The organism is Phycisphaeraceae bacterium (assembly GCA_020639155.1).
GTDB lineage: Bacteria > Planctomycetota > Phycisphaerae > Phycisphaerales > UBA1924 > JACKHF01.
This window is the reverse complement of the sequence record JACKHF010000001.1, coordinates 513,646-540,549: the sequence shown is the minus strand read 5'-3', so window position 1 is coordinate 540,549 and position 26,904 is coordinate 513,646. Positions and strand designations below refer to the sequence as shown.

Below are 26,904 nucleotides of genomic sequence, written 5' to 3'. Positions count from 1 at the left end.
CGACACCTTTACACGCTGTAGTGATAACAGCGTTTGAGTTCTGGATCCAGCAATTTCAACTTGCGCTCCAGTTCCATGACAACCGGCGTCCCGAAGAGACGTTTCGGGTATTCAACGCAGTCATTTGGAGTCGAGTACCCCTCCAGCGAGAGTGACCAATAGGGCCTGCCAAAGTACTCGCCATCTTCACACGTCGCGAAAGAAAACATGTCGTGCCAACCGATGCTGATCCAAACGCCGCTCGGAGGCGAAGCATCTCCAAAGATCTCTCTACTGATAGTGCTGTGCGCAGATTCATGAATGGCGTATGACAACTTGGCCTCGTACAAGTCCGCGGTCATACACGTGTCGAGTGTCATGTGGCGAATGAACTCTTCTGGTCCAAACGGACCAGACAAAGGAACAGAGTCATTGTCGTCTTCAAGGTTCTTTACCTTCTGCCAGTCTCCACATGGGCCGCTTCCTCGAAAGCCCAAGAGGAACTGCGATCCTCTGCAAATGTCAAGGAGTGATTGAACCAACAGGCGTGGGGCTATCTCCTTGAATGAATAAAAGCGGTAATAGCCCTGAATAGACATTGCTTACTCCTCATCTACCGCTTCCTCAGCACCATCGCATGGAACGGTCTCCCCTCGCGTTTGTACTTGCGTTCGAAGTTTGTGCCGACAAGTTCGTTATCTCCCGCGCCGTCGGCTGGCTTGAACTCCTCGCGCACATACACACGATCCTGCCACGGCTCGGGTGGTGATATGCACCATCGATCCGCGTGCGCTTCCATCCATTGCCAGTAGTCGTCATGATCGGTGACAATGCGAAGATCGCCGCTAGGTACCAGCACGCGATGCACATCCGCAAGGAATCGATCCTGCACGACACGGTTCTTGTGATGGCGGGACTTCGGCCAAGGATCTGAAAAATACAGGTGGACCGTGCGCACACACTCCGTGGGTACCCGCCAGCGCAGAAAACTTGTCGCGTCTGCTCGAAGCATGCGCACATCGCTGAGTTGCGCGCGTCTGATCCGATCGGCAGCATATGTGCAGAACTCGCCCGCGATCTCGATTCCGAGAAGATTCACCTCGGGATGCTGACTCGCGTACTGCAGGATAAAAGTGCCCTTGCCTGAACCGATCTCAATCTCCAATGGCTGCGCTGGATTGGAAAACCATGCGCACGGATCTATGACGCCTGCGAGCGGATCTGTGGCGATCTCATCGGGCAATGGGGGGAGTTCGTCCTCACCGATTGCAATCCCGGTAGCATCGAGTTGGCGACCGTGTCCAAGTCCGAATGACATGCTCGATTCAAGGCAGCCACAATGAGGTCTGTCATCTGTTTGTCAAGGAAAGATTCAGGAACGAAACAGGCGGCCGCGCTTTCGCGCGACCGCCCGGAGGGAGAAAGAGAGAGAGTTCAAATCCAGCGTGTCTGAATCGCTGGGAAATACGTCCTTGTGCTCTGAGTTCATCGGTTCTTTGATGGCCCAAGTGCAGTACAGCCGTATTTCTCGGACGTAATTTGCGTTATTCTTCAGAAAAAATCAAATCACGAGATATGTTGCTGGGCCCACAACGTCCAAAAACGTGATAAACAGGTCAATTTGAGCGAATCGACAAAGTCAAGAAGCATATTTATTCGTGTTTATACCTTGTCGCTAGCTCAACAGTGCAGAGGCATCGTCAAGATGACTCGGCAGTTCCTGCTTGAGCGTGTCCAGTGCGGTCAGGGACAATCCCAACTCGTCAAGGACATCGTTCGGGTATGTCAACTCAACAAAGTCGGCGCGGAACCCGCCCTTTACCTCTGAGACCAGGCGATCAGCTATGAACGCCATACACGGCAGGCGGCGGTTCTCCTTGGCGACTGCCAATGGGTCATGGTGATGACCCGCGACAATCGCAAAGTTGCGCGGGAACTTCCACTTCTCACACAGTGCTGCGCCAAACTGCTGATGGTTCGCGCCGAAGACCTGCTGCTCGGTTTCGAGCATATCGAGGCACGGTGCGCCATCGCCATCAAGACCGATAGCCTGGAAAACATCGATCAACTTGTTCCGGTCGAACTGCATCTCAACGATCAAACCGATGTCATGCATGAGTCCGGCGAGGAATGCCTCGTCAGCGAGCCCGAGTTTCAGGCGGTCAGCGAGCAGCTTCATCGTTGCAGCGACAGCAATCGAGTGCTCCCAGATGTCTTTGGCCGAGACCTGGTTTGTCAACTCGCCGCCGCGGAACAGCTTGGCAAGACTTGCAGCAATGGCGATGTTCTTCACTGCGTTCAGACCGAGCATGACGATGGCCCGGTTGATCGAGCCGATCTGTCCAGGCAATCCGTAGAACGATGAGTTCACAACCTTCAGGATTCGGCTTGAGAGTGCAGGATCGTTGTTGATGACCTTGTGGAGATCCTGCGCGGTCGACTTCGGATCCTCGACGAGTTCGACAATCTTCAGCGTTATCTCGGGCAGTGTCGCAATGTGGCTGATCTCGCGAATTGCGCTTGCGACGATCTGTTCCTGCTCAGCTTGTGTGCTCATCGTATTTCCCCGTTGCAGCCTCAGCCCGCGATTCGAGCTGCGTCGTCATGTTCGATCGGTTTATTCCATGCCTGACTTTGGTGATGTCTGTGACTCGGACCGGTGCTTTTTCTCGTGATACTCGGTGCTTGCGCAAATCCCGCGCACAATCCGGGGGATGTTGTTTTCAGCCGTGAATGCATGCACACCAACGTCATTTCGTCGGACGAATCGGTATCGGACCGCTGCTTCCTGCTGTAACATTGATCTCAGGAGCTTCGGCGGTGTCTGCAGACTTGGCCGATTGCCTCCGTTCCTTGCTTGTCTGAATCTTGTCCTTGATCTGCAAAGCACGTTTATTGCGATGCTTACCGACAATCGCAGTAAACTTGGGCTTGCCTTCGACGCACAGTGTCACTGGTGCTGATGAGTTTGTTTCTGTCATGATGATGTCACCGACCGACAGATTTATCAGGTCCTGGATAGATACCGTGGTTGTGGTCAGTACACCAGAGACACTCACACCAGCAATACCGATCGATTCCTTGATTCGCTCGCGCATCTCCTGGGTCTGTCCCTTCAATGATGCGCTGAACCATGATGTAGAGCTGAGATCGTCCATCACAGGTTCGATGACGTTGTACGGAATGCAGAGGTTGATCGTTCCGGCGCGGTTTGACATCTTCATCTCGAATCCCACAACAACAACGACCTCGTTCGGCGGGACAATCTGCACAAGCTGTGGATTTGATTCTGTGCTCTCGACATGGAACTTCAGCTCGCGAACACCGTCCCACGCTTCAGAGAGCGAAGTCATGGCGCGACGAATGACTTGTGTGATAAGTCTGTTTTCGATGGCTGTCGCAGGACGCTGGGGGATAAAGAGTTCCTGCGCGGAACCGCCGAGCAGCTTATCGATCACGGGGTAGATGATGAGCGGGCTGATCTCCAGACACATCTGCCCGTTGAGTGAATCCGATCCGATGAGGTTGAATGAGGTTGGGTTTGGCAGACTTGCGATGAACTCGGCGTAGGTCATCTGCTCGCAGGTAGCAACGCGCACCTCGATAATGGTGCGAAGGAATCCTGAGAGAGCAGCACCAAAGTTTCGGGCAAAGGTCTCATGGAGCGTCTGCAGCGCTCGCATCTGATCCTTGGAGACGCGCTCGGGTCTCTTGAAGTCGTATGGCCTGATCTCGACGTTCTCGATCGAGGTGCGATGTCGCGAGAATACGGACAGATCGCCGTCCTCTTCGGGTTCCGGCTCTGCTCCGCCGACAGCTGCGAGCAATGCATCAACTTCACTTTGATCGAGTATGTCCATGGGCGGTGAGCAAATCGGGAATGCGGTAACGTGATTTCCGGCTGTGCATCGGATGAATCACGAGATTGCGTTGAATCCTCATGGGCCGACTGCAGGCGGCGCATGGGTTGCTGGCGCAAAATGGGAAAAGCTGGTATATTTTTCGGACTCTGGACTCTTTCGGTCGTCAGACTGCGCTGAGGCGGAACAATCTGAGGATGCGGGCGGGTTTGAATCTCACGACCAACAATGCAGAGTTGGCCCGTCTTCACTGGAGAGCACATTTGGCACACGCGCACGTATATATGGATCGGGTTTCCGCCTCTGACGTGATGTATCGCATGATGGTCCGTCTTGTTGTCAGCATTGTTGTGGTGTGCTTGGCGGGCCTGAGCGCACAAAGTGCGCATGCCCAGCCATCTGCTGGATGGGAGGTCTCGGCTGTCCCTTCGACGACGATGGTGGCGCCGGGCGGTCAACTTGCTGTTGCCATCATCGTGCAGCACGACCCCGGCTACCACACATGGCCTGCTGATGAGCAGAACGCGCTGCCCGCGACAGGATTTGAGTTTGCGCTGACAACAACGCTGAAGCTTTCTGATTCTGCGGGCGGTGTTGTCAGGCGGGGAGCGATCCAGTGGGCAGGACTCCACGAGGCGATGGTTCCTGATGCGTCGGGTATGGGTATGGTCTCGGTTCCGGTGTTCTCGGATCGGGCAGTGACATTTGTGCCCCTGACTGTTGCTAGCGATGCAAAGCCTGGCGATGTCACGATCACATTTGACTACTACGCGCAGGCATGCGACGACTCCGGGTGTCTTATGCCGTTGACACAACAGGCGGAAGTCGTCATTCGTGTTGCTGAAAGTGGATCTACGACATTTGATCCGAGCGATGTTCCATCGGAACTGGCGACTGACTTTGCTGCATTCGATGCAGACGTGTTCCAAAGCGCGGACGGCGCGTCGTTGCAAGTGCAGGGTGTTGAGAGTGCCATCGATGAAAATGAAGCTGCCAAACTGCAGGCTACGAAGAAACAAAGATTCTTCGGTGTTGCCGTCCCATCGGGTGATACGTTTTTTGGTGTGGTTGTTCTTTCGATACTTGCTGCTATCGGCGGTTTAATTCTGAACTTAACACCATGTGTGCTGCCTGTGATACCAATGAAAGTGATGGCGATTTCCAAGCATGCAGGTTCGCATGGCAAGTCAATCCTGCTTGGAGTCTGGATGGCACTCGGAGTGGTTGCCTTCTGGATTGGTATCGGAATGCCAGTTGCGTTCTTGTCGAGTGTGACGGATCCTTCGCGAATCTTCGGCATCTGGTGGGTGACACTTGGCCTTGGAGTCATCATTGCTGTGATGGGTATTGGTTCGATGGGAGCCTTTGCGCCGAGACTTCCAAACTGGGTCTATTCAATCAACCCGAAAGCAGATTCTGCGTGGGGTTCATTCCTCTTTGGCATTATGACTGCTGTGCTCGGCTTGCCGTGCTTCGGCTTTGTAGCTGGTGCTTTGCTTGCTGGAGTAGCAACCATGCCATCGGTCACAGTGCTTGCAGTCTTTGGCTCGCTCGGTATCGGCATGGCGCTTCCGTATTTGGTTCTGGCGTTCAAGCCTTCATTAGTCAACAAGCTTCCACGGACTGGTCCTGCAAGCGAGTTAGTCAAGCAGGTCATGGGGTTGTTCATGCTTGCTGCTGCGGCATGGTTTGTTGGTGCTGGTGCGGTTGCATTTATCAGTGAGCGTCCTGGTCTGTATGTCAAAATGCCATGGTGGTGGAAGCAGATTCACATCTGGCTGGTCGCATTATTCGTGCTTGGGGGTTGTTTCTGGTTGCTTGTGCGAACAATACAGATAACACCAAGGACAGGAAGGCGAATTGTGTTTGGTGTTGTATCGCTGGTTTTTGCATCGCTTGCTGGAGCATATGCCGTAGACTCGACTATCAAGGCAAAGAACAACTTCTGGATTCCGTTCTCCGAAGAGGCACTGAGTGAAGCACTCCAGGCGGACAAGGTTGTCGTTGTTGACTTCACTGCTGAGTGGTGTCTGAACTGCAAAGCACTCAAGGCGGGTGTGCTGAATCGTGAGCCAGTAAAGAGCCGACTGCGTGGTGCGAATGTTGTTGCGCTGGTTGCAGATCTGACGAGCAACAGCGCCCCCGGCTGGAAAGTGCTGAATGATGATCTGGGGCAGGTTGGTATCCCAACCTTGGCAATCTACTCTCCTGCAAAGTCAGTTGGCGAGATACCGTGGATTGCGAACAACTATACTGCCGGGATTGTTCTGGAAGCGCTAGATGCGGCGGGGGCCACAGGATCTGTTGCCCGCACTTCCGACGCTCGCTAATGAGACCGTGCCCTGAGACGATAGAGGGGGCTCCCAGCCCGCATGATTGATCCAAATGGGCGTTTGGAGCGTCTGGAGAGGGGCATGAAGTTGACTCTCGGGTTGCTTGCGGTATCCTCCCTGTCCTGCTGGACCGATGTTTCGGGAAGCGGATTGAGTGCGGGTGTAGCTCAGTGGTAGAGCGTCACGTTGCCAACGTGAATGTCGAGGGTTCGAATCCCTTCACCCGCTTTGTCAGACAGGTGTCAGCGCGTGACTAGAGCAGCCAACTGCGGACAACAGCGCCACTTACCTACAAGTGCTTCACGCTGACACCCTGAACGCTCGTGACACGAGCCGCCACCAAATGCCAGCAAAGGACAAATGCGCGCACAACATGCGCAGATCGGCGCTCTGCAATCGTGCGAGCAAACCGCCCAATCGTTCACTGCAACCAACTTCTGTGGACGGTTCATACTCGGGTGGTGAGGGCTTGCCGATTCGTACGTTGCCTAACCCCTGATGAGGGCGCTCTGCGTTGTAGTGCTCAACATATTCAACGATGGCATGGCGGAGTTGGCGTTCGCCAAACAGAATCATGTGGTTCAAACACTCGCTCTTGATCGAGAGCACGAACCGTTCAGCGTATGCGTTGAGATTCGGACTTCTGGGCGGGAGTCTGATGCAGCCAATGCCGGACTCTCTCAGCAGGCGTTGGAATGCCATCGTGAACATGGGGTCACGATCATGAATCAGGAACCGCTTGCCAAGCAGGAAGCCATCGAACACGTCGGTCAGATTCCTCGCGATCTGCTGCATCCACGCGTCTGACAGCTTCGACGTGATCCCTGCGACTTCTACTCTGCGGGATTCGAGTTCAATGACGAACAATACCCAGAATCGTGTAAGCCCTCGTGGTGTCCACACCTCGACGGTGAAGAAGTCTGTTGCTGCAAGCACTGACCAGTGCGTCTTCAGGAACTTCCGCCAAGTCGTACGCTTCGATCGCTCGGGCGCGGGATCGATCCCATGCTCGTGCAGGATGTTGGCCACCGTTGATGAAGAGACGCGATGACCGAGTGCTTTGAGTTCACCAATGATTCGTTCATAACCCCAGTCGTTATCAGTTGCCATCTGCACAACGAGCTTGCGGAGGTACTCCATGACGCGCGGTCTGCCTGGCTTTCGCATCTCGCTACCATCGTATTTGCGGGCGATCAACTTCCGATACCAGTGCAACAGTGCAACAGTGTGGCAGGAGTCACAATGCAGCATATTTCATGCAGTTTCTTGCGTCCAAGCCGCTTCGCTCTAACTGCGAGACGTCTGCGCTGCTTATCGGTGAACCTGAACCGACGCTTCCCAAACTGCTCTCTCAGGACTCGATTTTCTTCACGTAGATACTCGATCGCCAACTGCTGCTGCTCATTGAGCAGACCTGCAACGATCACCGCGAGCATCTGCAAGGGCTTGACGAACTGATTCATACTGCAGCGTATCGAAAACCAGCGAAGCCAGCATTAGAGCCGAGAATCATGGGGGAGTTGAGTGTTTGGAGGGGAATGGATTAGAGGCTCTGTCTCTTCTGATGCGGACAGCCTGCCTAAGCTACACCCCTGCTTCGACAGCCCTCCCTTTGATAAACAAAGGCTCGCTTAGCGATAAATCTTGCAGTTTGTTCAACACAGTTTGTAGCGACACCTTTGCAAGCGCATCGTTGGCACTCACACGCTTCATATTTTCAATCATAGCTCTTATATTCTCAGCGATAGTGAGTGCATAGAACGCAATATATTCGCTTTGCTTCCCGTCCAATTTATGCTGTTCAGCACATTGATCTATCAACGCAGTCACTCTTGTCAACTCTTTAGCAACGTAAGTCGGACCTTCTCGATCAAGATAAGACGACCCTACAATAGACTCGGTAGAAACATGATTGTTATCCGTGCCATCTATGCTTGCAAGCTTTTCTCTAATCGTCGCAGACAGGCGTTTGATACTCTCCAGCGAAGATCCAAATACTCGCAAGGCATAATCAGCATGCCCCATGCATGAACACCATGACTCAATGACGGCGTTTGTCTCCTTAATTACTTTGACGTCGCCCAAGAGTTCATCTAATTTCTCTTGGGTCTTCTCCCAGTTGGCGTTTGTTGACACAAGTATTAATGCTCTCGGCATCTTATATTCCCAGCTATTGTGCCACGGCACAAATAGGTGTTACAAAACAACCCGCAGCTGTTCCCATGCTTCTCTTCTGTCTCCGCACAAGGGCGTCTGCGATAACAATAACTCGACTATCAGGACTCTGTACGTTCGCCATCGCGGTTGTTGAATATGATTGTGATATCTCGCTTACATGTAGGTAGTGCTGCTCGGTCAGACCTATTTGTGGAAACAGATTCACTATATATTCAGAAAGACTGTTGGCGAGTGAACTCAACTGCCTATCTAGGACTCTCCATAATCCCTTATGCCAATTAGTCCATCCCGGAAGTTGAGGCAATTCGCTTTCAAGCGACTTAAACACCGAACCAGTAATCGCCACCTCATGCTTGTTAATATCACACATCTTGGCGATACAAGCAAGCCGAACGATGGTCATCGGATGAGCCTGGCCCAGACTGTTAGAAAACTCCGCGTTCATACGCCTGTTGACATTATCAAGTACGGCTTGTCGGGCTTCCTGATCATGAAATCGCATATTGATATCATAATCACTCGCACTCACACTTAGATCCCCTGTTGCTCCCATGTATCGAAATATTGCGTCAAAGTACGCGAATCCAAATAGATGTGCGCCGATAGCGTCCGCAAAAAACTCTTCTAATTGCATCTTGCTTACATCGGCCGTGGTTAAAAGCTCTGGGTCAATTTGCAATCTCGTCGCACACTTATGGTACAATCCAAATATTTTTGCTTTGACATTCTCCAAATTGTTATAGACATCCACATTTATGTGCTGAACATGACGATCCATGATAGTTTTATATATGGAATGGCCTATCTCGTGCCCGATGAGCGGCCACATGTATGCACGGACTAAGTCTGTTGCAGGAAATCTAGAAATATTCCAAAATGAGTCGTGCATATATTCAGTGGTCCACCTCCATCTTACAATTGGTTCACGCTTTTCAAAGCCCAGTGCAGTGCAGTGGATACACTTCATGACATCAGCAATTACAGCATACAGCAGCGCAATCACCCGTTCAATGCCGTCTGCCGCTGGAGGGAGTCTTCTACGTACCAATCCCCTGGAGGTGAAATGGGGCAACTCTCTAGCAACATAGTCGATATGATGAAGTTGCTCTGATAAACCAATGAGTCGGGACCGATCACCGGCGCTCATTGAGTAGATATAGGGTGAAGCATTGTCATAATATGGCTTTTTGAGTTCGTTGCTAAATCGAGTTGCGAGCTTTTCGAGTCGTATTTTAAGATACTGACCTACTGTGTTTGAAGAAAGCGGTTCTCTCAGATCAGACTGCAGCTCAACAACACGAGCATACAGTAAGGCTACAGTGCCTCTCCAATATTCGAAGTGCTCCACATCGAGATCACCTATCACAGAAGTCAAGAGCGAGTCCTTTCTTGGTCCCGACTAGGCATCATCATGGAGTAGTCTGAATTACGATATTCATATCCTCAAGGCGATCTTTCCAATCAGAACATAAAACAAAATTGTGCCGAGGAACTATCATCACTACTCCATAGGCCAAAAGTTCCTCAAGAGAATCTATGAGCTTTTCATCATGCGGCGGTGCAAGTCGTTGTTCCAGAACCGATATTGGGAGTCCAGAATCGCCCGTTGCATTCAACTCATTGATCACGGTCATGATACACTCCAGATCACGATTTCTTCGCCTTATTGCATGGGCAATCGCATGTGATGAACTATCATAGCGATTGATCTCCAGTTGATGAAATGCCATTTCAGCTTCCCCGATTGTCACTCTGCATGCTACTGTAATAAATCCGCTCTTAAAAAACAAATAGGTGGTTTTACCAAATGTTCTCGACGCGCTGTTATACTATGGGGAAAGCAATCCGATTTGGACCAACGTAGGCCCCAGCTTTTTAAGCATCGACTGTGCCTCCTTGATTCGAGAAATGATTGCGGTATCAGATAACTATCGATAATTCTCGCTTTTGAGCCGAATCCCTTGTATACGTACTTACCACCAACCCCGGAGATCGGCCAATGGGGTCGCATAGTATCGTGCTTGCAAGCGGTGAGCACATAAAGACTCGCCCAACCGCCCTTATCGTCAGAGAGAGCCCCGGTCGCTTTAATATCGCTCCAAGACAAGGGCACGGGATCGATACTCGCGTTGACCTGTGCAAAAACGAATGCGGCCCGTAACTCATTCTGCTGCATGGTGATAGCTCCGCAATACACCGCCGAGCCGTGACCGACATGCGATCACTCTACCTGGATTCTGAGGGTGATCACGAGCTTTGATGATGAGTCGATTCTGCAATCCCTGATGCGGTCGCTCGGTGTGGTAGTGCTCTACATACTCAAAGACCAGATAGTCGAGGTGCTTCAGACCAATGGGTATGAAATGGTCGAGACACTCGCACTTGACCTGACCTGTGCAATAACTAATACAACCAGTAACTCATTCGTCAGCACGGTGATAGCTTTGCAAAACACCGCCGAGTCGTAGCCGACATGTGATTGCGTCACGCGGATGCTGCGGGTGATCTCTGGCATTGGCGCAGGTCAAGGCAGACGATAATCCGCGGTAAATGTGTACCGGCCCGAGCCGACTTTAAGCACAACCATGTTCGCGTCTTGCTGAACTATTTGTGCACCTTGCAGCTGGTAGATAGTTATGCCGGATTCGCGCAGGGAAGTAATGTTGTGAGTTGGCAGATAGATCGTTGCTGATGTATTTGCAGGGATCTGGACATTCAATGTGATTTTATCGTCTTTGATGTCCCAGCGGGTTGCAATCTGTCCGCAGACAGATCGGAAAGAAGTCTCGGCCCAGGTCAGCCCACCACCAATATGTGGTTGGATGGTGATTCGTGTGAAGCCAGGATCATCAGGACGGATTCCACCTACACCCGAGAAGAGCCACTGACCACACGAGCCCAGCGCGTAGTGATTGAATGAGTTCATGCCCGGATCATTCATACCCTCGTCTGGAGTCCACCCATTCCACCGTTCCCATATCGTTGTTGCGCCATGCTTCACACTGTAAAGCCATGACGGAAACTCATCCTGCATAAGCAGGCGATACGCAACATCCGGGTGTCCTGCGTTGTCGAGAGTTGGTAGGAGCAAGCCCACACCAATGAACCCGGTATTGAGTCGCCAGCCTCGACCGCGAAGTTCGTCGATGAGATATTCGATTGCGTTGTTACGCCGGTCTTCTGGCAACAGATCAAAGGTGAGCGCGAGAAGATAAGCAGTTTGCGTGCCATTCATGATGCGCCCGTCTTCATCAACATATCTTGTCACAAATGCATCTCGAATGCCGTTGAACAAATCGCTGTATTGGTCGGCTTTATCTGTACGTCCTATGGTCTGATACGATCTCGCAAGAAGGTCTGTCGAGCGCGCGAAATACGCAGTGCCAATGAGTTCCTTTGACGTATCCGCATCGATGGAGAGCCAGTCACCATAATCGTTGCCACGATCGCGATCGCGGATTAGATCAGTGCTGTGTTCTTGGCACCAGTCGACCCAGCGTGTCATCGATTCGATATTTTCTTCCAGGATTCGTATGTCTCCGTACATCTCATAGATTGTCCAAGGCACAAGGACGCACGCATCCGCCCAGGCAGGGGTGCCATAGTTAAGCCTAAACATAACAGGAGCGACATCAGAGTGGGCTCCGTCTTCACGCTGCGCATCTCGCACATCCTGCATCCACTTTGTCATGAACGGGGCGACATTCGCAATATAAGTGGCAGTTGGAATGAAAGCTTGTGCGTCACCCATCCAGCCCATGCGTTCATCGCGCTGCGGACAGTCTGTCGGAATGCTGAGGTAGTTCCCACGCAGCCCCCAGACAATGTTAGAATAGAGTTGATTGAGCCGCTCGTCGGAACATGAGAATGTTCCCGATGATGGCAGATCTGATCCAAGTACGATCCCGGTGACAGCATCTGATGATGGCTGGCCGGAAAGCCCCGAGAGTTCGACGTACCGGAATCCATGAAATGTAAATCGCGGCGACCATGTCTCGCTGCCACCGCCTCGGCACACATACGTGTCTGTCGCAGCAGCCCCCCGCAGATTGTCCCTGTACAGCGTGCCATCAGAGTTGAGCATCTCAGCGTGGCGTATTGTGATGACAGTTCCCGGCGATTCATTCAGGCTGATGCGAGCAACACCAACCATGTTCTGACCAAGATCGAAAACCCATCGACCAGGTGTTGGCTGAGTAACCTGGTGTGCTGGCAGCTGCTCCAGCACGCGAACAGGAAGATCCGGCGCCCACTCAAGATTTCTGTCTTCTTCACGTGTTGTAGCGGACATCCAGTTGCTGTCGTCGAAAGAGATGGCACACCAGTTGTCGATTTCCGCACGGGCATCATATGTTTCGCCGTCCATAATGTCGGATGACACAATTGGCCCATCATGCCTGTGCCATGATTCATCTGAAACAACAGACAGAGTAGTACCATCCTTGTATGTAATCTCAAGCTGTGCAATCAGCGCTGGCGTATCTCCATAAAAAGCGCGGGCGTGGAACAAACCAGCCCTTCCAGCAAACCAGCCCGGACCAACCAGCGCACCGAGCACATTACGTCCTTGGTGAAGGTGTGATGTTACATCAATGATCTGGTAGTGCACACGCTTTCGATAGTCGGTCCAGCCCGGCGCGAGACAGGCATCGCCGACACGGTCGCCGTTGATATATGGCTCGTACAAGCCAAGGGCAGATACGTACAACCGAGCCTGACGAACAGGTTTTTCGACGGTAAATGATCGGCGGAGATATGGCAACTGCGTGTTGTTCAGATTTGCTGTTGCGCCTTCAGCAACATCTGTGTGCATAGAGATGCCTTCGACTTTGTAGTGAACTTCAAGGCGTTTGCGAATCCCAAAGGCAGGATCACCGCCAAGTGCTTCATTGCTTGCAACTGGTGACTCGCCTGCATCAACAACCTGCTGCACTATGTTTGTGACATCGACACGCACGGAATCATCGACAGCGTAGTACTCCGCCTTTTCGATAATAACCGGCGTTCGTATCGGCTGCACGTCGATCCATTGCGCATGCCAATCAGACTTTGACAGCAAGCCCATTTCCCAAGATGCGTGCGTGCTCCACTCGCTGGGTTCATCTCGGTTGTTCCACGCCATCACCTTCCAGTAGCACCGCTGCCGTGATCCAAGCGGTGATCCGCCATACATAATGCCGATCGTGTCGTTTGTCTGTATCTTTCCAGTGTCCCAAAGATCGCCCACATCCGTATCAAGATTCTCAAGAGAGGATGCAACCAAAATGCGATACGCCACCTGATATGCGTTTCGTTCGTTCGATTCTACGATCCAGCTCAGCCGCGGTTGCGTCTTGTCGAGCCCAATCGGATCAACAAGATGCTCGCATTGAAGTTCGGTTGCGATCAATGGCTGAGCAACCGAATAATGGACAAGTTGCATCAGGTGAATCACAGCTAGAAAGATTAATCGCAATTTCATCTGCTGGTTCTCTCGGCTTTGGTGTGATCATTATTCTAGCACTTGACTGCCGATGTGCGGATAATGCAAACATGCAAACGCCCATAAGCTGCCCAACCGTGTGGCAATAGTTATGCAAGCCGCCGCTCAGTCGTAGCCGATACTTAATTGCACAACATTGAGATCGCCGACGCTTTTTCAGTTTTGCATTACTGTTCTGTTGCACTTCCACGCGGTTATCTGTCAATGTCTATGCTCCATTGCAGCAATAAACTTATGGTCGAATGAGCACTAGGCGAGAACATGGCGGTCTTGTCATCGCTGCAATGGGGCAAAGGGACGGTAATGCAGATGAGCAGCTTTCTCAAGCACTGCAATCGCAGCTTTGCGCTCTGCAGCACCTCCTGGCAATTCCAGTGTTTCAAGGCAATCTGCCAGCGTAAAACGAACACGTGCTGTGATATGTCGGTCGGTGCCATACACAGTTTCTGTTTCAGCAAGAAGCGTACGGATCTGCGGTTCAATATCCTTGGTTTGACCAAGTGCGAGTTCGCAGGCAAGCATGATTCGAGTAGCTTCGATACGAAAACTTGTCAATGCCTTTGGCTGTTGTTCAGCAATTGCAATTAGCTCATGGCAAGCTGCTATGGCATTGTCAAACGATCTTGTGTTGTGCAACGCGTGGCACAGGACATACATTGCCCTAGCCCGAACACGGTCATTCCGCGATGCAATGCTCATCGAAGTTTCTGCGTTTCGAATCTCGGCAGAATCCAGAATCGAGAGCACGTCACGTGCGCTGACGACTGCTGCCTGGCTGTCGCCACTTAAGAGATAAAGCCACGCGAGCGAAGTTTGTTTTTCTGCGTGTTCATACGATCCGGTGCCGATGCTTTGCTTGACAAGTTCGACAGCTTGACGCAGGTAGCTGAGGGCTTCTTCCCGATGCCCAAGTCTGATGCTGTGAAACGCTGCGTACTCAAGCGTTCCAAATGTTCCGCCGTGGTGTTCGCCGAGTTGTGTCAGTGCAATGTCGACTGCTTCACGCATGTAACGGTCTGCATCAGCATCACGTCCCAGAAATGGGAGTACATACACAGCCATCTCACGTCGGAGCGCACAACTGCTGGCCGGATCACCAACTCGATCAATCACTGATAGAGCCTGAAGGTACAGCTCTTCGGCCCGTTCCCACTCATCGATGCGACGCATGACACCGCCAAGATTCGCAGCTGCCAATGCTGTCTCAATGTGATCGTTCCCCAATAGTCGTTGTGTTTGCTTGAGCGCTTCTTCGTGTACCTGACCAGCTTCTCGTACGTTTCCTTGTCTGAAGAGCGTGTTTCCAACCTGATTGAGCGCGGTCCATGTGCGCGAATCATCTGGACCAGCCTCTTGCAACAACACTTCGTGCAATGTCTGGAATGCAGCGAGTGCTTCTGTGTAGTTGCTGCTCCCTTTAAGCACTTCGCCGCACACCCAGAACATCTCGATTGTGCGCTCGCTGTTGAGTCCGAACTGGTCCTCAACATGGTCAAGAACCCATTGGGCGTGCTGCGCCCCTCTCGTTGGCCATCCAAGTTCAAGGTATGTTTTCGCAACAATAAAACGAACTTCTATTTCGACATCGGGCTGGTCAGCAAGTTCGCCACGATCAAGGCGTTGGGATGTTGCTTCAAGCACCTCTCCCATCGTGACGTTCAAACCATCCGAGCCGAGATTGCCAGCTGTTTCTAGCATCCGCCGTAGGAACAGATTGACAGCTGCCGCGCGCGATGCCTCGAGCTTCGCAGCGACAGCATTGTCCTGAGCGAGTGTTCGTTGGTGCCACTCACGGAAAGCAAGCACCGTGCTCGTTGTCGCACCTGTGACGAGTGTGAGTATCAATGCCGATGTGCCATACACCAGCACGCGGTGTCGTCGAACAAACCGTCCCGTCCGGTATCTCATGCTGAGAGGACGCGCAAGAACAGGCTCGTTTCGCAGGTATCGGCTCAGATCATTCGCGAGTTCCTGCACACTCTGGTACCGATGCTCACGCTGTTTCTGCATGGCACGCTCGACGATCCAGTCCAGATCACCGCGCAGCTGTGTCGTTCGAGCAGGATCATCGCTACCAACTCGCGTGGACATGCGCTTTGGCTCGACATTCTGTATGACGTGTTGCATCTCAGCCATCCCGCCTGAGCGCAGCACTTCGTTATCAAAGGGTGTGTTGCCGGTAAGAAGTTCGTACAGAATAACACCGAGCCCATAGACATCGGTGCGAGCATCAGCACTGGAAGCAAAGAGATTTGCCTGCTCGGGGCTCATGTATTCAGGCGTGCCAATTAACTGCCCCTGCTGTGTGTGCTGCGTATCCGCGAGCATGTCTCCAACTGCTTTGGCAACCCCAAAGTCGATGATGACAGGCTGGCCAGAATCGGCAACGAGAATGTTTGCTGGCTTCAGATCTCTGTGGATGATTCCTCTCTCGTGAGCATGCTGCATTGCTTCGCACACTTTCAGCATCAGCTGCACACGATCGCGAATATCAAGTGATTGCCGATCGCAATACTTCGCAATCTGCACGCCCGGAATCAGTTCCATGACAACGTACAATCGCCCAGATGGTGTTGCGCCCGCATCCAGCACGCGAGCAATGCCCGGATGATTCATGCGGGCCAGCGCCTGCCGCTCTGATTCGAATCTCGCGATAATGCGAGCGGTATCCATGCCGGGCTTGAGTACTTTGACAGCAACACCCCGCTTGACCGGTGCAATCTGCTCGGCTCGAAAGACGATGCCGACACCGCCCTGGCCAACTACCTCGACGATTCGATACCGGTTATCAAGAACCTGCCCGATCATGCCAAGGTCGACAATCTCAGAAATAAAACCAGCAGCCGGCTCAGCAGTCCGATTCTGTGGCACAAGATGCAGTACTGGGGATACAAAGGAGTCTGCTGTATTCAGTGTGTCGTGGAGTAGAAGCTCCTCAAGTTGCTGTCGAGTCTGCGCATCCTTGCAATACTGCTCGATGAACGCATTCCTCTGGTCGATGGGAAGGTCGACAATCGTGTCGAACAAATCCCGAAGTGACTTCGATGGTGCGACCATACAAACCCCAGTGAATGCTCTTTGCACAACGATCTGTCGATAGCTCTGTTCGTGAATCAATCGAACTATGTATCAATCCGTCCGTGGTACTCATCTTTGGACAACCGAGCTGACATCCATGCCTGCGCAAATCGCCAGTCCCGGCGAACTGTGCGTTCGCTCAGATCCAGCGCTGCCGCGACCTGATGGGAGTTCAATCCTCCGAAGTACATCAGCATAACAACCTGTGCTGAGCGTGGATGTTCGCGCTCAAACTGCTCCATGCACGCGTCAACTTCAAGGATGTCTTCCCACAGAGAGCTGTCATCATCTTGAGCTATGGCATTGGGATCGAGCAGTTCTCGCTGACGATCTCCGCCTCGTTTCAAAGCTCCTTTTCGCCTTGCCTGATCGACAAGAACCTCTTTCATCGCTCTCGCAGCGGCCCCGAACAAGTGGCCTTTGCCGTCCCAGCCTGGATCAGACTGACCGACGAGCTTGATAAAGACCTCGTGGACAAGTGCTGTTGCCTGCAGTGTTTGCCCTGGAGGAAGTGATCGCAATCGAGACTCAGCTAGGCGCCGCAGTTCACCATAGATGAGCGGCAGAAGTTCCTCCGCGTTGTGGCGGGGGGTTGCTGATGAGATTGGCGAAGAGTCATTGCTCACTGGACATTTTTCCAAAGCGTGTCCAAGCACACAACACAATGACGGATTGTAGTGGAGCCAGGACAGGATCCAACAACCGCAGAGGTAGACAGATATAGATGAGGAGTTTGTGTCATGCGATGTGCGGCAGTCTGGATTGCTTTTGTCTTGCTTATCGGTACTCAATGTGCCGCACAAACCACGACAACCACATTCACATACCAAGGAACACTGGCTTGGCAGGGCTCGCCGTTCACTGGAACAGCTGACGTGCAGTTCGAACTCTACGACGCTGTCAACGGGGGAAATCAGATCGGCCCCACACTCGTGCTGACCAGTCTGGATATTGATAACGGCCTGATGCAAGCCGATCTCGACTTTGGTGCTGCGCCGTTTGATGGAACATCAATGTGGCTGGACATCCAGGTGCGCACCCCTCCTGGGGCGGGCGTGTACATACGACTGACTCCGCGACAGGCCATCACAAGCGCGCCGTTCTCCATTCAAACACGGGGCATATTTGTTGACGAGTTCAACCAGATCGGCATTGGCACAACATCTCCGGAAATGACGCTGGAAGTCCACAGAAACATTGGGCCGGGCAGTACGCCGCGAATCGGCACCACTGGCGTGTTTAGCAGCAGACCGTACTGGCTCACAATGGGACTGAACCCCGCGCCAACCATCGCGTGGAACCCAACCTCCACACTCCGATTCGGCACGTCAGACTACGCCAATAGCGCTGGGTTCAACGAGTTGTTCTCGATCGATCCAGCTGGCAGTGTGGGATTCGGAACCACTGCATCCCCGTCTTCACACATAGCTGTGCATGCAGACACCGAAGACCACGCGATTGTTGCAACCGGTGGCACAGACACATCAATATCTGGTGGCGGCACATTGGTGCTTGGCGATGTGATGGGCCCAAACGTCAGTCTTGATTCCAATGAGATCATGGCGCGAAATGCCGGCGCAGCTGCAACGCTGTATCTGAACGCGGATGGCGGTGAAATCAGATTTGGCGTGCAGCGCACAAGCTCCGTGTTCGCATACTGCAGGATTGCTCCAAATGGCGCAGTTGTTTCTTCCTCTGCGAATATCGCCTCGGTGACGCACCCGTCTGATGGTGTGTACAACATTTATGTCGATGGTGGTGTACAGCAAAGCGACATCATCATTGCAACGTCTCACTCCAGCAGTATGGTGATAGTGCGTGCATATTCATCGGGTGGCAGCTCATACAAGGTTCGAGTTGACAAACTGAGCACTCCATCTACGTCTATCGACGGCGAGTTCAGTCTGGTTGTATTTCGCCCCTGATCTGCTCAAACGCCACCTCTCCAATACAGGAAAGTACATGCGAACTCAACGAACATATTGGAGCTGGCTCGCTGTTATTGCCCTTGTTTCGAGTGCTGTTGCACAAACAGACACAACATTCATGTATCAGGGGCATTTGAAATCACGCGGCGCTGTTGTTGGGAGCACTGCGGACATGCGGTTTCGCTTGTACGATGCTGAGACCAATGGAAACCAGATAGGTTCGACTCAGGCGATCACCGACATCGTGCTTGATGATGGTTTGTTTAACGTGCAACTTGACTTTGGTGCCAGCGCATTCAATGGCGAACAGCGCTGGCTTGGCGTCGACGTGCGATCACCAGCGGGAACTGGAACATTTGTTCCGCTGAGCCCCCGCCAGCCCATCACAAGAGCGCCATACGCGATGCAGACGCGAGGTATCTTCGTTGATACAAGCGAGCGTGTTGGGATTGGGACGCAGTTTCCCCAGCTCCCACTTGAGGTACATGGCGAAATCGCACCATTTAGCGTGCCACGCCTCGGTGTCACTGGAACTGGTTCGTCCGGCGATCGTTGGTTGTACATGTCTGTAGGCAATGATCTGACGTGGGCCGATGGGTCAGATCTGCGATTTGCAACGAGCCAGGCTGTCGGAGGCCTCATAGACACACACGCGACGATGACCAGTGCGGGGTATCTTGGCATTGGCACGACACTTCCAAAGCAACAACTGCACAACACAGGCGATTATTACGGGCGTGGCCATCTCTGGCTGCACGCGTACGAGGGCGACGGACAGGCTGGAACAGCGTACATCCAGGCGCGAGACACTTCAAACACGTCAGACATCGGTCTCACACTTCGCACCCAACTCGCAGGAACAGTCCAGGATGCGATCACGGTCTTCCCAAACGGTCAAATCTACTTCAGTAATCGCATTGCGTGCAATGACACAATAAGTAGCGTCTCATACAGCGCACTTGCAGCTGTCTTAGCAACTCAACACACCATGGGCGGAACAGCTATCGCGGGACGTACTTCGCCTGTAACAGGCACCGCTTACGCTGTACGAGGCGACTGCGCAAGCAGTTCAGGCTACGACTTCTATGCTGTTGGCGCTGGCATCAACTATGGCTCTCCATCGTCAATCCGATGGAAGCGCAACATCAAAGCAATCTCCGACCCGCTTGATCAACTCACACGCATTCGCGGCGTGCACTTCGATTGGGATCAGGCGCACGGTGGCAATCATGACATCGGATTTATCGGTGAAGAAGTCGGGCAGGTGTTACCGGAAATCGTTGCGTACGAGGACAATGGTGACTTTGTCACAGGCATGGATTACAGCCGGATGACGCCACTCCTGACAGAAGCTGTCAAGCAACTGCGTGCAGAAAAAGACGCGGAGATTGCAGCGCTGCACGATCGCATTGAAACGCTCGAAGCGACGGTGAAACAACTGGTTGAGCATATCGAAGGAGCAGAGCGATGAATATTCTGTATACCGACAAAAAATGCTCTTTGATAGCATTTATCTGCCTTGCCGTTTGCGCAAATGCTTCGGCGCAGCTGATGAGTTCCTTCTCGTTCGGCACAGATGGCTGGCAGCCAAACACCGGTGCCGTTGTCAACTGGGAATCGTCAGGCGGCGTGTCGGATGGTTATTTGCGTATTGTTGACAACGGGAATACCGAGGACATGGCAGTGATAGCTCCCAGCACATACCACGGAGATCTCACGCAATACAACGATGGCGTCATGTCATTTTACTTCCGAGAGGGTGATTACCAGAACAACCCAGGTCCGTTGCCATTCTTTGGTACAGTTACCATCACATCAACGGCTGGTACAGTTGCTCATGTATTCATCACTGATTTGCCCACAACAACCTGGGAACGCCATGCTGCACCGTTAACTGCCGAGGTTTGGGGTGTCAATGCAAGGGAGTGGGACGCTATTCTCAGAAACGTGACAGACATTCGCGTCAGGGTGGAAGCTGTCATCGGTGATGAATGGTCGGGGTTCGACAGTTTTACCATTCGCGGGTGCTATGCTGACTGTGATCTCGATGATGATCTTGATATCTTTGACTACATCTGCTTCGGCAACGAGTACGCAGCGCTTGGTTCGTACGCTGATTGTGACGGTGATGGTGACTTTGACATCTTCGATTATATTTGCTACGGCAATGCATTTGCGATGGGATGCCAGTAGCTGTATTGGATGATTGTATCATCGCACAACTTTTCAGTAGAACTCCATGAACGAAGTCACACAAGCGATTCATCTCAGGATTTGGTGGTTTTGGGCTCGCAGGTTGCTTCTGTTGTGTGCTTCAGCCGCAGTGCTCACTCTGCTTGCTGCGTGCCAGACAAGGCCTGCAATAGGTCCTGCAGAAAGGCATTTTCCACAGATTGATCCAAGTGAGTTGGGACTTGAGAGTGAAGACCTTCGTCATCTGGTTGAAGTAGCTGAGCAGTTTGTTGCAGATGATCGCATCGTGGGAGCAGAAATGCTCATCGTGAAAAACCGAAAAACGATTCTCCATGAAGCTGTTGGTTGGAGCGATCGGGAAGCCGGCATTCCGCTCAAAGAAAACTCGTACTACCGGTTGCGATCAATGACCAAGCCGTTCACTGGAACGGCTGCGCTCATGCTGATCGATCGGGGGCTTCTCCGGCTGGATTCTCGCCCGGCAGAATACTTTGCGTCATGGGATAACGATCGTTCGCGTCATATCACAGTTGAGCAGTTGCTGACGCATACAAGCGGTTTTATCCAGGAGGGCTGGCCGGTTCCTGCGGCAAGCTTTGATACGCTCCAGGGAATCGTCGATGTTTGTGGCAAGCAGGGGCCGCAACTCTCTCCCGGCGATCAGTTTACCTACAGCGATGTCAACTCGTTCACGCTTGGCGCGCTCGTGACACATCTCTCGGGGATGCCTGTAGAGCAGTTTATTGCAACCGAAATTCTGATGCCGCTGGGTTTGAACGACACACACATTGGCTACTCACCGAGTGAACAATGGGCAAGCCAAATGAATCCAACGTATCAGCGCGACGACCAGACAAAGGAATGGTACAAGTATTGGACACCGCAGGAGTCAGAAGTCTTTCCATACTTTCGAGCTTCCGGCGGGCTTGTTTCAACAATCACGGATTATGCAAGATGGCTTTCGTACTGGATGGATTGGATCAATGAGAGCAAGGAAGATACTTCGCCATCCACGCGGCAGTTGCTGTCTCAACGTCTTGTAGAAGCGGCATTGACACAGCACGGCTTTGATCAGGACGGTGGTTATGGATATCACTGGAGTCTGTATGGAGATGATCCACTGGTCTTTGGGCACTCCGGCTCGGATGGCACAGTTGCCGTCGCGGTTCCGGATCCAGATGTCATCGTTCTGTTCTTTACGCAGTCGCGAGGGAGTGACAACGGCACAGTTGATGAGTGGTTTGCAGCCGCACGTGCATTAGGCCTGCATCGGGTTAACAGTGAAATGCCAGATGAATCATTATGATTCAAGATTGTGGAGTATTGCTACGCGATCTCGAGCATTCAGATACACCTTTCGGTTGGCTTGGTTTGGGTGATCTGGTTTTCAACCTTGAGGTTCTGCAACTGCCGCGCAAGGTCGATATGTTCGGTCGACGCAATCCGTGCAAACAACGGCAGGAGCAATCGCGGCACAGAAGCATCCAAGTCCACAGCAGATCAACTGCCGCGCCGAACGCACCAGCGTCTCGTGCGTTCGTGAAATGCGCGTAGGGTTTTGAACCCCAGAGTAATGCTGGCCAGCAGGGCCGATTGGGTGCCCGGCTGTCGCGAGAATAGACGGCCTCCGGGACACCAGCGCCCGAGGGTGCCAAATCCATCGGTTACGGCCACAAGGTGCCAGAAACTGCCAGCAACGGAAAAAGTTGCGCATACCATGCGCAGATGCGAGTTCTCAGAAATCGTGTAAGTATCGGTGAAAGCGGAGGTTCGCCATCTGCGCTTTCAGCTTGCCAACGTGAATGTCGAGGGTTCGAATCCCTTCACCCGCTTTGTCAGACAGGTGTCAGCGCGTGACTAGAGCAGCCAACTGCGGACAACATCCCCACTTACCAACCCGTTCTATCCAAAAACTGAACTCACGCCGTTTTTCGATGGTAGGAACGCAGTTAGCCGCTCAATCGTTCACTGCAACCAACTTCCGTTGATGGTTCATACTCGGGTGGTGAGGGCTTGCCGATTCGCACGTTGCCAAACCCCTGATGAGGACATCCTACCCAATTATTAAGCAGGAGCATAAGACGAGTGATGACAGTTACTTACTGGCATCCCGCAGCAGCAGCAACGACCACAACTCGTCGCCTGACTGCAGAGACATGTAGATTACGAGCTCATTTTCCTCCGCAAGTAAATCTCAACTGCCGGCTACTCGTGTGTGGGATGGCGAAGCAAAAGGTAATCCCATTGCATTCGAAACCCTTCGCGGTGCATAGAATCAAACTGAGTTGAGTATTTGGACCGACGTGCAAGAGGATAGCATTTCGACTGCCTAGCACATCTGGTCTATTAAATATAGGCACTCACTCGACATTACACTGATGACAGAGATACCGCATATACAAGGGGATTATGACAGTGATCAATAAGAACCCACAGGAACGAGCTACAGCTCCAATCTATGCTGCAATGCGTTCGCGTGTAGCTGAGGTGTCCAGTATCAAAATCTTGAATACGACACCGACTACTGGACAGCGACCAACACTTGGACTTCCAGGCAGTATGATGGTTTTCTTAAGCAAGGGGAACTCTCAAGCAATCGAGGAAGTCCGCACTGCAGCAATACAAGGCGGTGAACGGGCAGCAAGCATCTTTCGACACCTCAAAAAGCAATTCGCCTGCCGAAAGACGCTGCCAATTGGCGAGGCTATCGAGTTGATATCAAAACAAAGCGTGTTTGCCGAGTTGCGATACGGCGGTAATATATTGGCATCGGGCTTGGCAGTGCCGGATGACTTGGACTATACCGTGCTCGTCTTACCGTACAATGGTGGACGGCTGGCGCCGGAGGGTTTCGAACTTGTCGAATACCTCGAAGAGCCTGGACAGGCAGACAGACTCCAAGGGATAGTAATTCAGGTTACGCCAGATCTCAGTGAAGCTGAAGCAGAGCTGATGAAAGCTCAGAACGACATGGACCGCTGGAGGAACGTGGCCTACGAGTTCGATTGTGATACAACGGCATGGGCAGTCGCGGCGGCATTTGCGATAGGCGTTACAGTAGGCTTGGCTGTCACATGTGCCGGTTGTGTCGTTCCCGATCTTATGCACCTCGATCAATCTGACATCGATCGGCTCGGACCCAGCGCATCAGTTCAAGAGCTCTTGCAGCTTCGGCACCAGTATCTCAGGCAGATGGTTGGGTATGCATGATTAGATTTGCACTTGATTTCACCGCCATCGGGATTCTAGTGATTTGGTTCCTCTCATCGGTACTAGTGCTTATCCCGCAGTTGAAGCCAACTATTCGTCGTTGGGACCGCTTGTCGATGGTGCCAGTGTGGACGTTTTTTGCACCGAGGCCTCTCACGGGTGACTACCACTTGTTGTTTCAGGATAGATTCCCTGACGGGACGTCAACCGACTGGACCGAAATCAGGATGAGAAGCGCCCGTCGATGGTGGAACTTCATCTGGAATCCACAAAAGCGCAATTCTAAGGCGCTGTTCGATTCAGTCACGGAGATGGCCGAGTTGGTTCGCCGAGCGGATCGGGCGATCGTTGGATCGATACCGTACCTTACGTTACTGTACTTCGTGTCCTCTCTTCCGCGTTCGATCAAGCCGCAATCGACTCAGTTCCTTTTGATGCAGTCATTCGGAAGCCAGAGTGAAGAGCGACCGCGTGTTCTGCTTCGATCTGCCTTACACTCAATATAAATGAATATCGATCTACAGACATGCCTGTTATTGACCGCGAAGATTAGCGCTGTAGGGGTCGCGATTGCCGATGCCGAGTATTTGGCAAATCGGCGATTACTTACAAACTCAGGTCTTATGAGCTGGATACTGGGACGCTTGAGAGCACCTGTCTTCGCCGTCGGTACGCTGGCCACCTGCCTAGATTCGGTCCTGCGATATCCAAATGTACTGGTGCTTATAGGAATGCGCATGGCCCTCGCAGTGTGCGTGGTAGCAGGTGATGAAGCTGTGGCCTTAAATGGCCTGATTCTTCTGGCCATCGCTATTCTGTCTATGTCGCTTGTCGTCCGAACCACTTATGGTCATGACGGATCTGATCAGATGACCAGCGTCATATTTTGGCCACTTGGAATCTGTATGCTTGTTGGAACCGACCTAGTAACTACCGCCGGGGTGTGGTTCATTGCTATGCAAGCCTGCCTTTCCTATTTGACTGCCGGCGTCGCAAAAGCCTCTGCGCGAGGTTGGCGCGACGGTTCATACTTGGTCGGAATCGCGGGAACACAAATCTACGGGAATGCGTCGATTGCGGCTCACCTCAAGGCTCACCCGCGACTGGCCAAATTGATTTCGCGATTCATTATTGGATGGGAGTGCTTTTTCCCGCTCGTGATTGTCACTCCTTACCCGCTCTCAATCGCAATTCTCATCTCCGGAGTATTGTTTCATGCTTTGAATGCGGTGCTGATGGGGCTTAACTGCTTCCTTTGGACATTCGTTGCAACATATCCTGCGATCCTCTACTGCGTTCAATCGCGTGGTTGGTGATGAGAGTGGATTGCATCTTATTCACGCCGCTTTATTGACTGCAGCAACTGACCTGTTCAAATATTCGTGCGGCCTATAAGACCATGGTGCGACATCGTGTAGGGTCCAAATACTCAGTTCACGCTGCTTTCGGGTGATACGAACGGAGCAAGCCGCCCAATCGTTCGCGCGATTCGACGTTATCTGGAGGTTTGTCGGGCGTGTTCAACGACCCGATGATGCATCTGTTGCAAATGCCTTGATGCCGTCCCCGTCCTATCCAAATATTGAGTTCACGCCGCTTTTCGATGGTAGGAACGCAGCAAACCGCCTAGTCGCTCACTACAACCAACGTCTGTAGCCGGTTCATACTCGGGCGGTGATGGTTTGCCGATTCGCAGATTGCTCAACCCTTGGTGAGGGCGCTCTGCGTTGTAGTGTTCCACATACTCAGCTATAGCGTGGCGCAGTTGACACTCGCCAAACAGGATCATGTGGTCCAAGCACTCGCTCTTGATCGAGAGCACAAACCGTTCTGCAAAGGCATTGAGATTCGGACTTCTGGGCGGGAGTCTGACGCACCCAATGCCGGACTCTCTCAGCAGCCGTTGGAATGCCATTGTGAACATTGGATCTCAGTCGTGGATCACGAGCCGATTGTGAAGCAGGAAGCCATCGAAGACATCCGTGAGATTCCGAGCGACCTGCTGCATCCATGCGTCTGAGAGTTTCGACGTGATGCCAGCGACTTCGACTTTGTGCGACTCGAGTTCAATAACGAAGAGCACCCAGAATCGTGTGAGCCCTCTTGATGTCCACACCTCGACGGTAAAGAAGTCCGTTGCGGCTAGCACCAACCAGTGCCGCTTCAGGAACTTGCGCCATGTGGTGCGCTTTGATCGCTCAGGTGCTGGCTCAATGCCTTGCTCGTGCAGGATGTTGGCAACGGTCGAAGATGACACACGATGCCCGAGCACTTTGAGTTCACCAACAATCCGCTCATAACCACAATCGTTGTCAGTTGCCATCTGGACAACGAGTTTGCGTATGTGCTCCATGACGCGTGGTCTACCATCGTACTTGCGCGCGATCAACTTCCGATGCCAACGCAAGAGTGTTGCTGGAGTAACAATGCAGCACACATCCCGAAGTACTCTCCTGCCAAGCCGCTTCGCACGAACAGCCAGCCTGCGGCGCTGCTTGTCGGTGAATTTAAGTCGTCGCTTGCCGAACTGCTCCCTCAGCACACGATTTTCTTCACCTAGGTACTCAATCACCAACTGCTGCTGCTCGTTGAACAGACCTGCAACGATCACTGCGAGCATCTGCCAGGGCTTGACAATCTAATTCATATCGCAAAGGAATGAG

General features: G+C 52.4%; 20 protein-coding genes, 1 tRNA gene and 1 pseudogene. 9 read left to right on the top strand and 13 right to left on the bottom strand.

The genetic code is table 11. From position 1 onward, the window contains the following. Window positions 1-8: 8 nt before the first annotated feature. From H6815_02330 to fliM, 4 genes are all read right to left on the bottom strand, one after another. Window positions 9-578, bottom strand: coding sequence for a hypothetical protein (locus tag H6815_02330; GenBank protein MCB9859264.1), 570 nt, complete (start codon window positions 576-578; stop codon window positions 9-11). 14 nt (window positions 579-592) lie between these two features. Then, window positions 593-1,297: a tRNA (guanosine(46)-N7)-methyltransferase TrmB gene (gene trmB, locus H6815_02325; GenBank protein ID MCB9859263.1), complete on the bottom strand. Its 705-nt coding sequence runs from the start codon at window positions 1,295-1,297 to the stop codon at window positions 593-595. 357 nt (window positions 1,298-1,654) lie between these two features. Next, window positions 1,655-2,536, bottom strand: coding sequence for an HDOD domain-containing protein (locus H6815_02320; protein ID MCB9859262.1), 882 nt, complete (start codon window positions 2,534-2,536; stop codon window positions 1,655-1,657). Between the two features lie 193 nt (window positions 2,537-2,729). Beyond that, window positions 2,730-3,839, bottom strand: a complete 1,110-nt coding sequence (fliM, locus tag H6815_02315; protein MCB9859261.1) for a flagellar motor switch protein FliM — start codon at window positions 3,837-3,839, stop codon at window positions 2,730-2,732. Between the two features lie 263 nt (window positions 3,840-4,102). Here fliM and H6815_02310 point away from each other — a divergent pair, with 263 nt between their 5' ends. Beyond that, entirely contained in the window at window positions 4,103-6,169 is a 2,067-nt protein-coding gene (locus tag H6815_02310) for a thioredoxin family protein (protein MCB9859260.1), read from the top strand. 159 nt (window positions 6,170-6,328) lie between these two features. Then, window positions 6,329-6,400, top strand: a tRNA-Gly gene (locus H6815_02305). A 72-nt stretch (window positions 6,401-6,472) separates the two neighbouring features. Here the strand turns inward: H6815_02305 and H6815_02300 are convergent. The 5 genes from H6815_02300 to H6815_02280 form a co-directional block, all read right to left on the bottom strand. Beyond that, a complete protein-coding gene (locus H6815_02300) occupies window positions 6,473-7,339 on the bottom strand; it encodes a transposase (GenBank protein MCB9859259.1) in 867 nt (288 codons plus the stop codon). 26 nt (window positions 7,340-7,365) lie between these two features. Beyond that, the gene (locus H6815_02295) at window positions 7,366-7,635 is read right to left on the bottom strand and encodes a hypothetical protein (protein MCB9859258.1); all 270 of its coding nucleotides are present in this window, start codon (window positions 7,633-7,635) and stop codon (window positions 7,366-7,368) included. A gap of 121 nt (window positions 7,636-7,756) precedes the next feature. Further along, entirely contained in the window at window positions 7,757-8,308 is a 552-nt protein-coding gene (locus H6815_02290; GenBank protein MCB9859257.1) for a hypothetical protein, read from the bottom strand. Window positions 8,309-8,342: 34 nt separating this feature from the next. Beyond that, on the bottom strand, window positions 8,343-9,698 hold the full coding sequence (locus tag H6815_02285) for a hypothetical protein (protein ID MCB9859256.1): 1,356 nt from the start codon (window positions 9,696-9,698) through the stop codon (window positions 8,343-8,345). Window positions 9,699-9,759: 61 nt separating this feature from the next. Next, the gene (locus tag H6815_02280) at window positions 9,760-10,101 is read right to left on the bottom strand and encodes a hypothetical protein (GenBank protein ID MCB9859255.1); all 342 of its coding nucleotides are present in this window, start codon (window positions 10,099-10,101) and stop codon (window positions 9,760-9,762) included. 492 nt (window positions 10,102-10,593) lie between these two features. On the opposite strand from H6815_02280, the gene H6815_02275 reads away from it, so the two are divergent. Further along, window positions 10,594-10,818 (top strand): hypothetical protein, encoded by a 225-nt coding sequence (locus tag H6815_02275; protein ID MCB9859254.1) that lies wholly within the window; start codon window positions 10,594-10,596, stop codon window positions 10,816-10,818. Between the two features lie 56 nt (window positions 10,819-10,874). Here the strand turns inward: H6815_02275 and H6815_02270 are convergent, their stop codons facing one another. The 3 genes from H6815_02270 to H6815_02260 all read right to left on the bottom strand — a co-directional run bounded on the left by H6815_02270 (window position 10,875) and on the right by H6815_02260 (window position 17,536). Beyond that, a complete protein-coding gene (locus tag H6815_02270) occupies window positions 10,875-13,772 on the bottom strand; it encodes a family 78 glycoside hydrolase catalytic domain (GenBank protein MCB9859253.1) in 2,898 nt (965 codons plus the stop codon). Between the two features lie 333 nt (window positions 13,773-14,105). After that, a complete protein-coding gene (locus tag H6815_02265; GenBank protein MCB9859252.1) occupies window positions 14,106-16,889 on the bottom strand; it encodes a serine/threonine protein kinase in 2,784 nt (927 codons plus the stop codon). Window positions 16,890-16,954: 65 nt separating this feature from the next. Continuing rightward, window positions 16,955-17,536 (bottom strand): sigma-70 family RNA polymerase sigma factor, encoded by a 582-nt coding sequence (locus tag H6815_02260; GenBank protein ID MCB9859251.1) that lies wholly within the window; start codon window positions 17,534-17,536, stop codon window positions 16,955-16,957. A gap of 114 nt (window positions 17,537-17,650) precedes the next feature. Here H6815_02260 and H6815_02255 point away from each other — a divergent pair, with 114 nt between their 5' ends. From H6815_02255 to H6815_02230, 6 genes are all read left to right on the top strand, one after another. After that, window positions 17,651-18,835 carry a hypothetical protein gene (locus H6815_02255; protein MCB9859250.1) on the top strand — a complete coding sequence of 395 codons (1,185 nt, stop codon included), beginning with the start codon at window positions 17,651-17,653 and terminating at the stop codon, window positions 18,833-18,835. Window positions 18,836-18,872: 37 nt separating this feature from the next. Continuing rightward, window positions 18,873-20,309 (top strand): tail fiber domain-containing protein, encoded by a 1,437-nt coding sequence (locus tag H6815_02250; GenBank protein ID MCB9859249.1) that lies wholly within the window; start codon window positions 18,873-18,875, stop codon window positions 20,307-20,309. Between the two features lie 80 nt (window positions 20,310-20,389). Next, window positions 20,390-21,031 (top strand): hypothetical protein, encoded by a 642-nt coding sequence (locus tag H6815_02245; protein ID MCB9859248.1) that lies wholly within the window; start codon window positions 20,390-20,392, stop codon window positions 21,029-21,031. A 46-nt stretch (window positions 21,032-21,077) separates the two neighbouring features. Next, entirely contained in the window at window positions 21,078-22,337 is a 1,260-nt protein-coding gene (locus H6815_02240) for a beta-lactamase family protein (GenBank protein MCB9859247.1), read from the top strand. A 1,103-nt stretch (window positions 22,338-23,440) separates the two neighbouring features. After that, the gene (locus H6815_02235) at window positions 23,441-24,241 is read left to right on the top strand and encodes a hypothetical protein (GenBank protein MCB9859246.1); all 801 of its coding nucleotides are present in this window, start codon (window positions 23,441-23,443) and stop codon (window positions 24,239-24,241) included. Between the two features lie 506 nt (window positions 24,242-24,747). Beyond that, window positions 24,748-25,557, top strand: a complete 810-nt coding sequence (locus H6815_02230; protein MCB9859245.1) for a hypothetical protein — start codon at window positions 24,748-24,750, stop codon at window positions 25,555-25,557. A 272-nt stretch (window positions 25,558-25,829) separates the two neighbouring features. Here the strand turns inward: H6815_02230 and H6815_02225 are convergent. Continuing rightward, window positions 25,830-26,861 (bottom strand): annotated as a pseudogene (locus tag H6815_02225) (transposase). Between the last annotated feature and the right edge of the window lie 43 nt (window positions 26,862-26,904).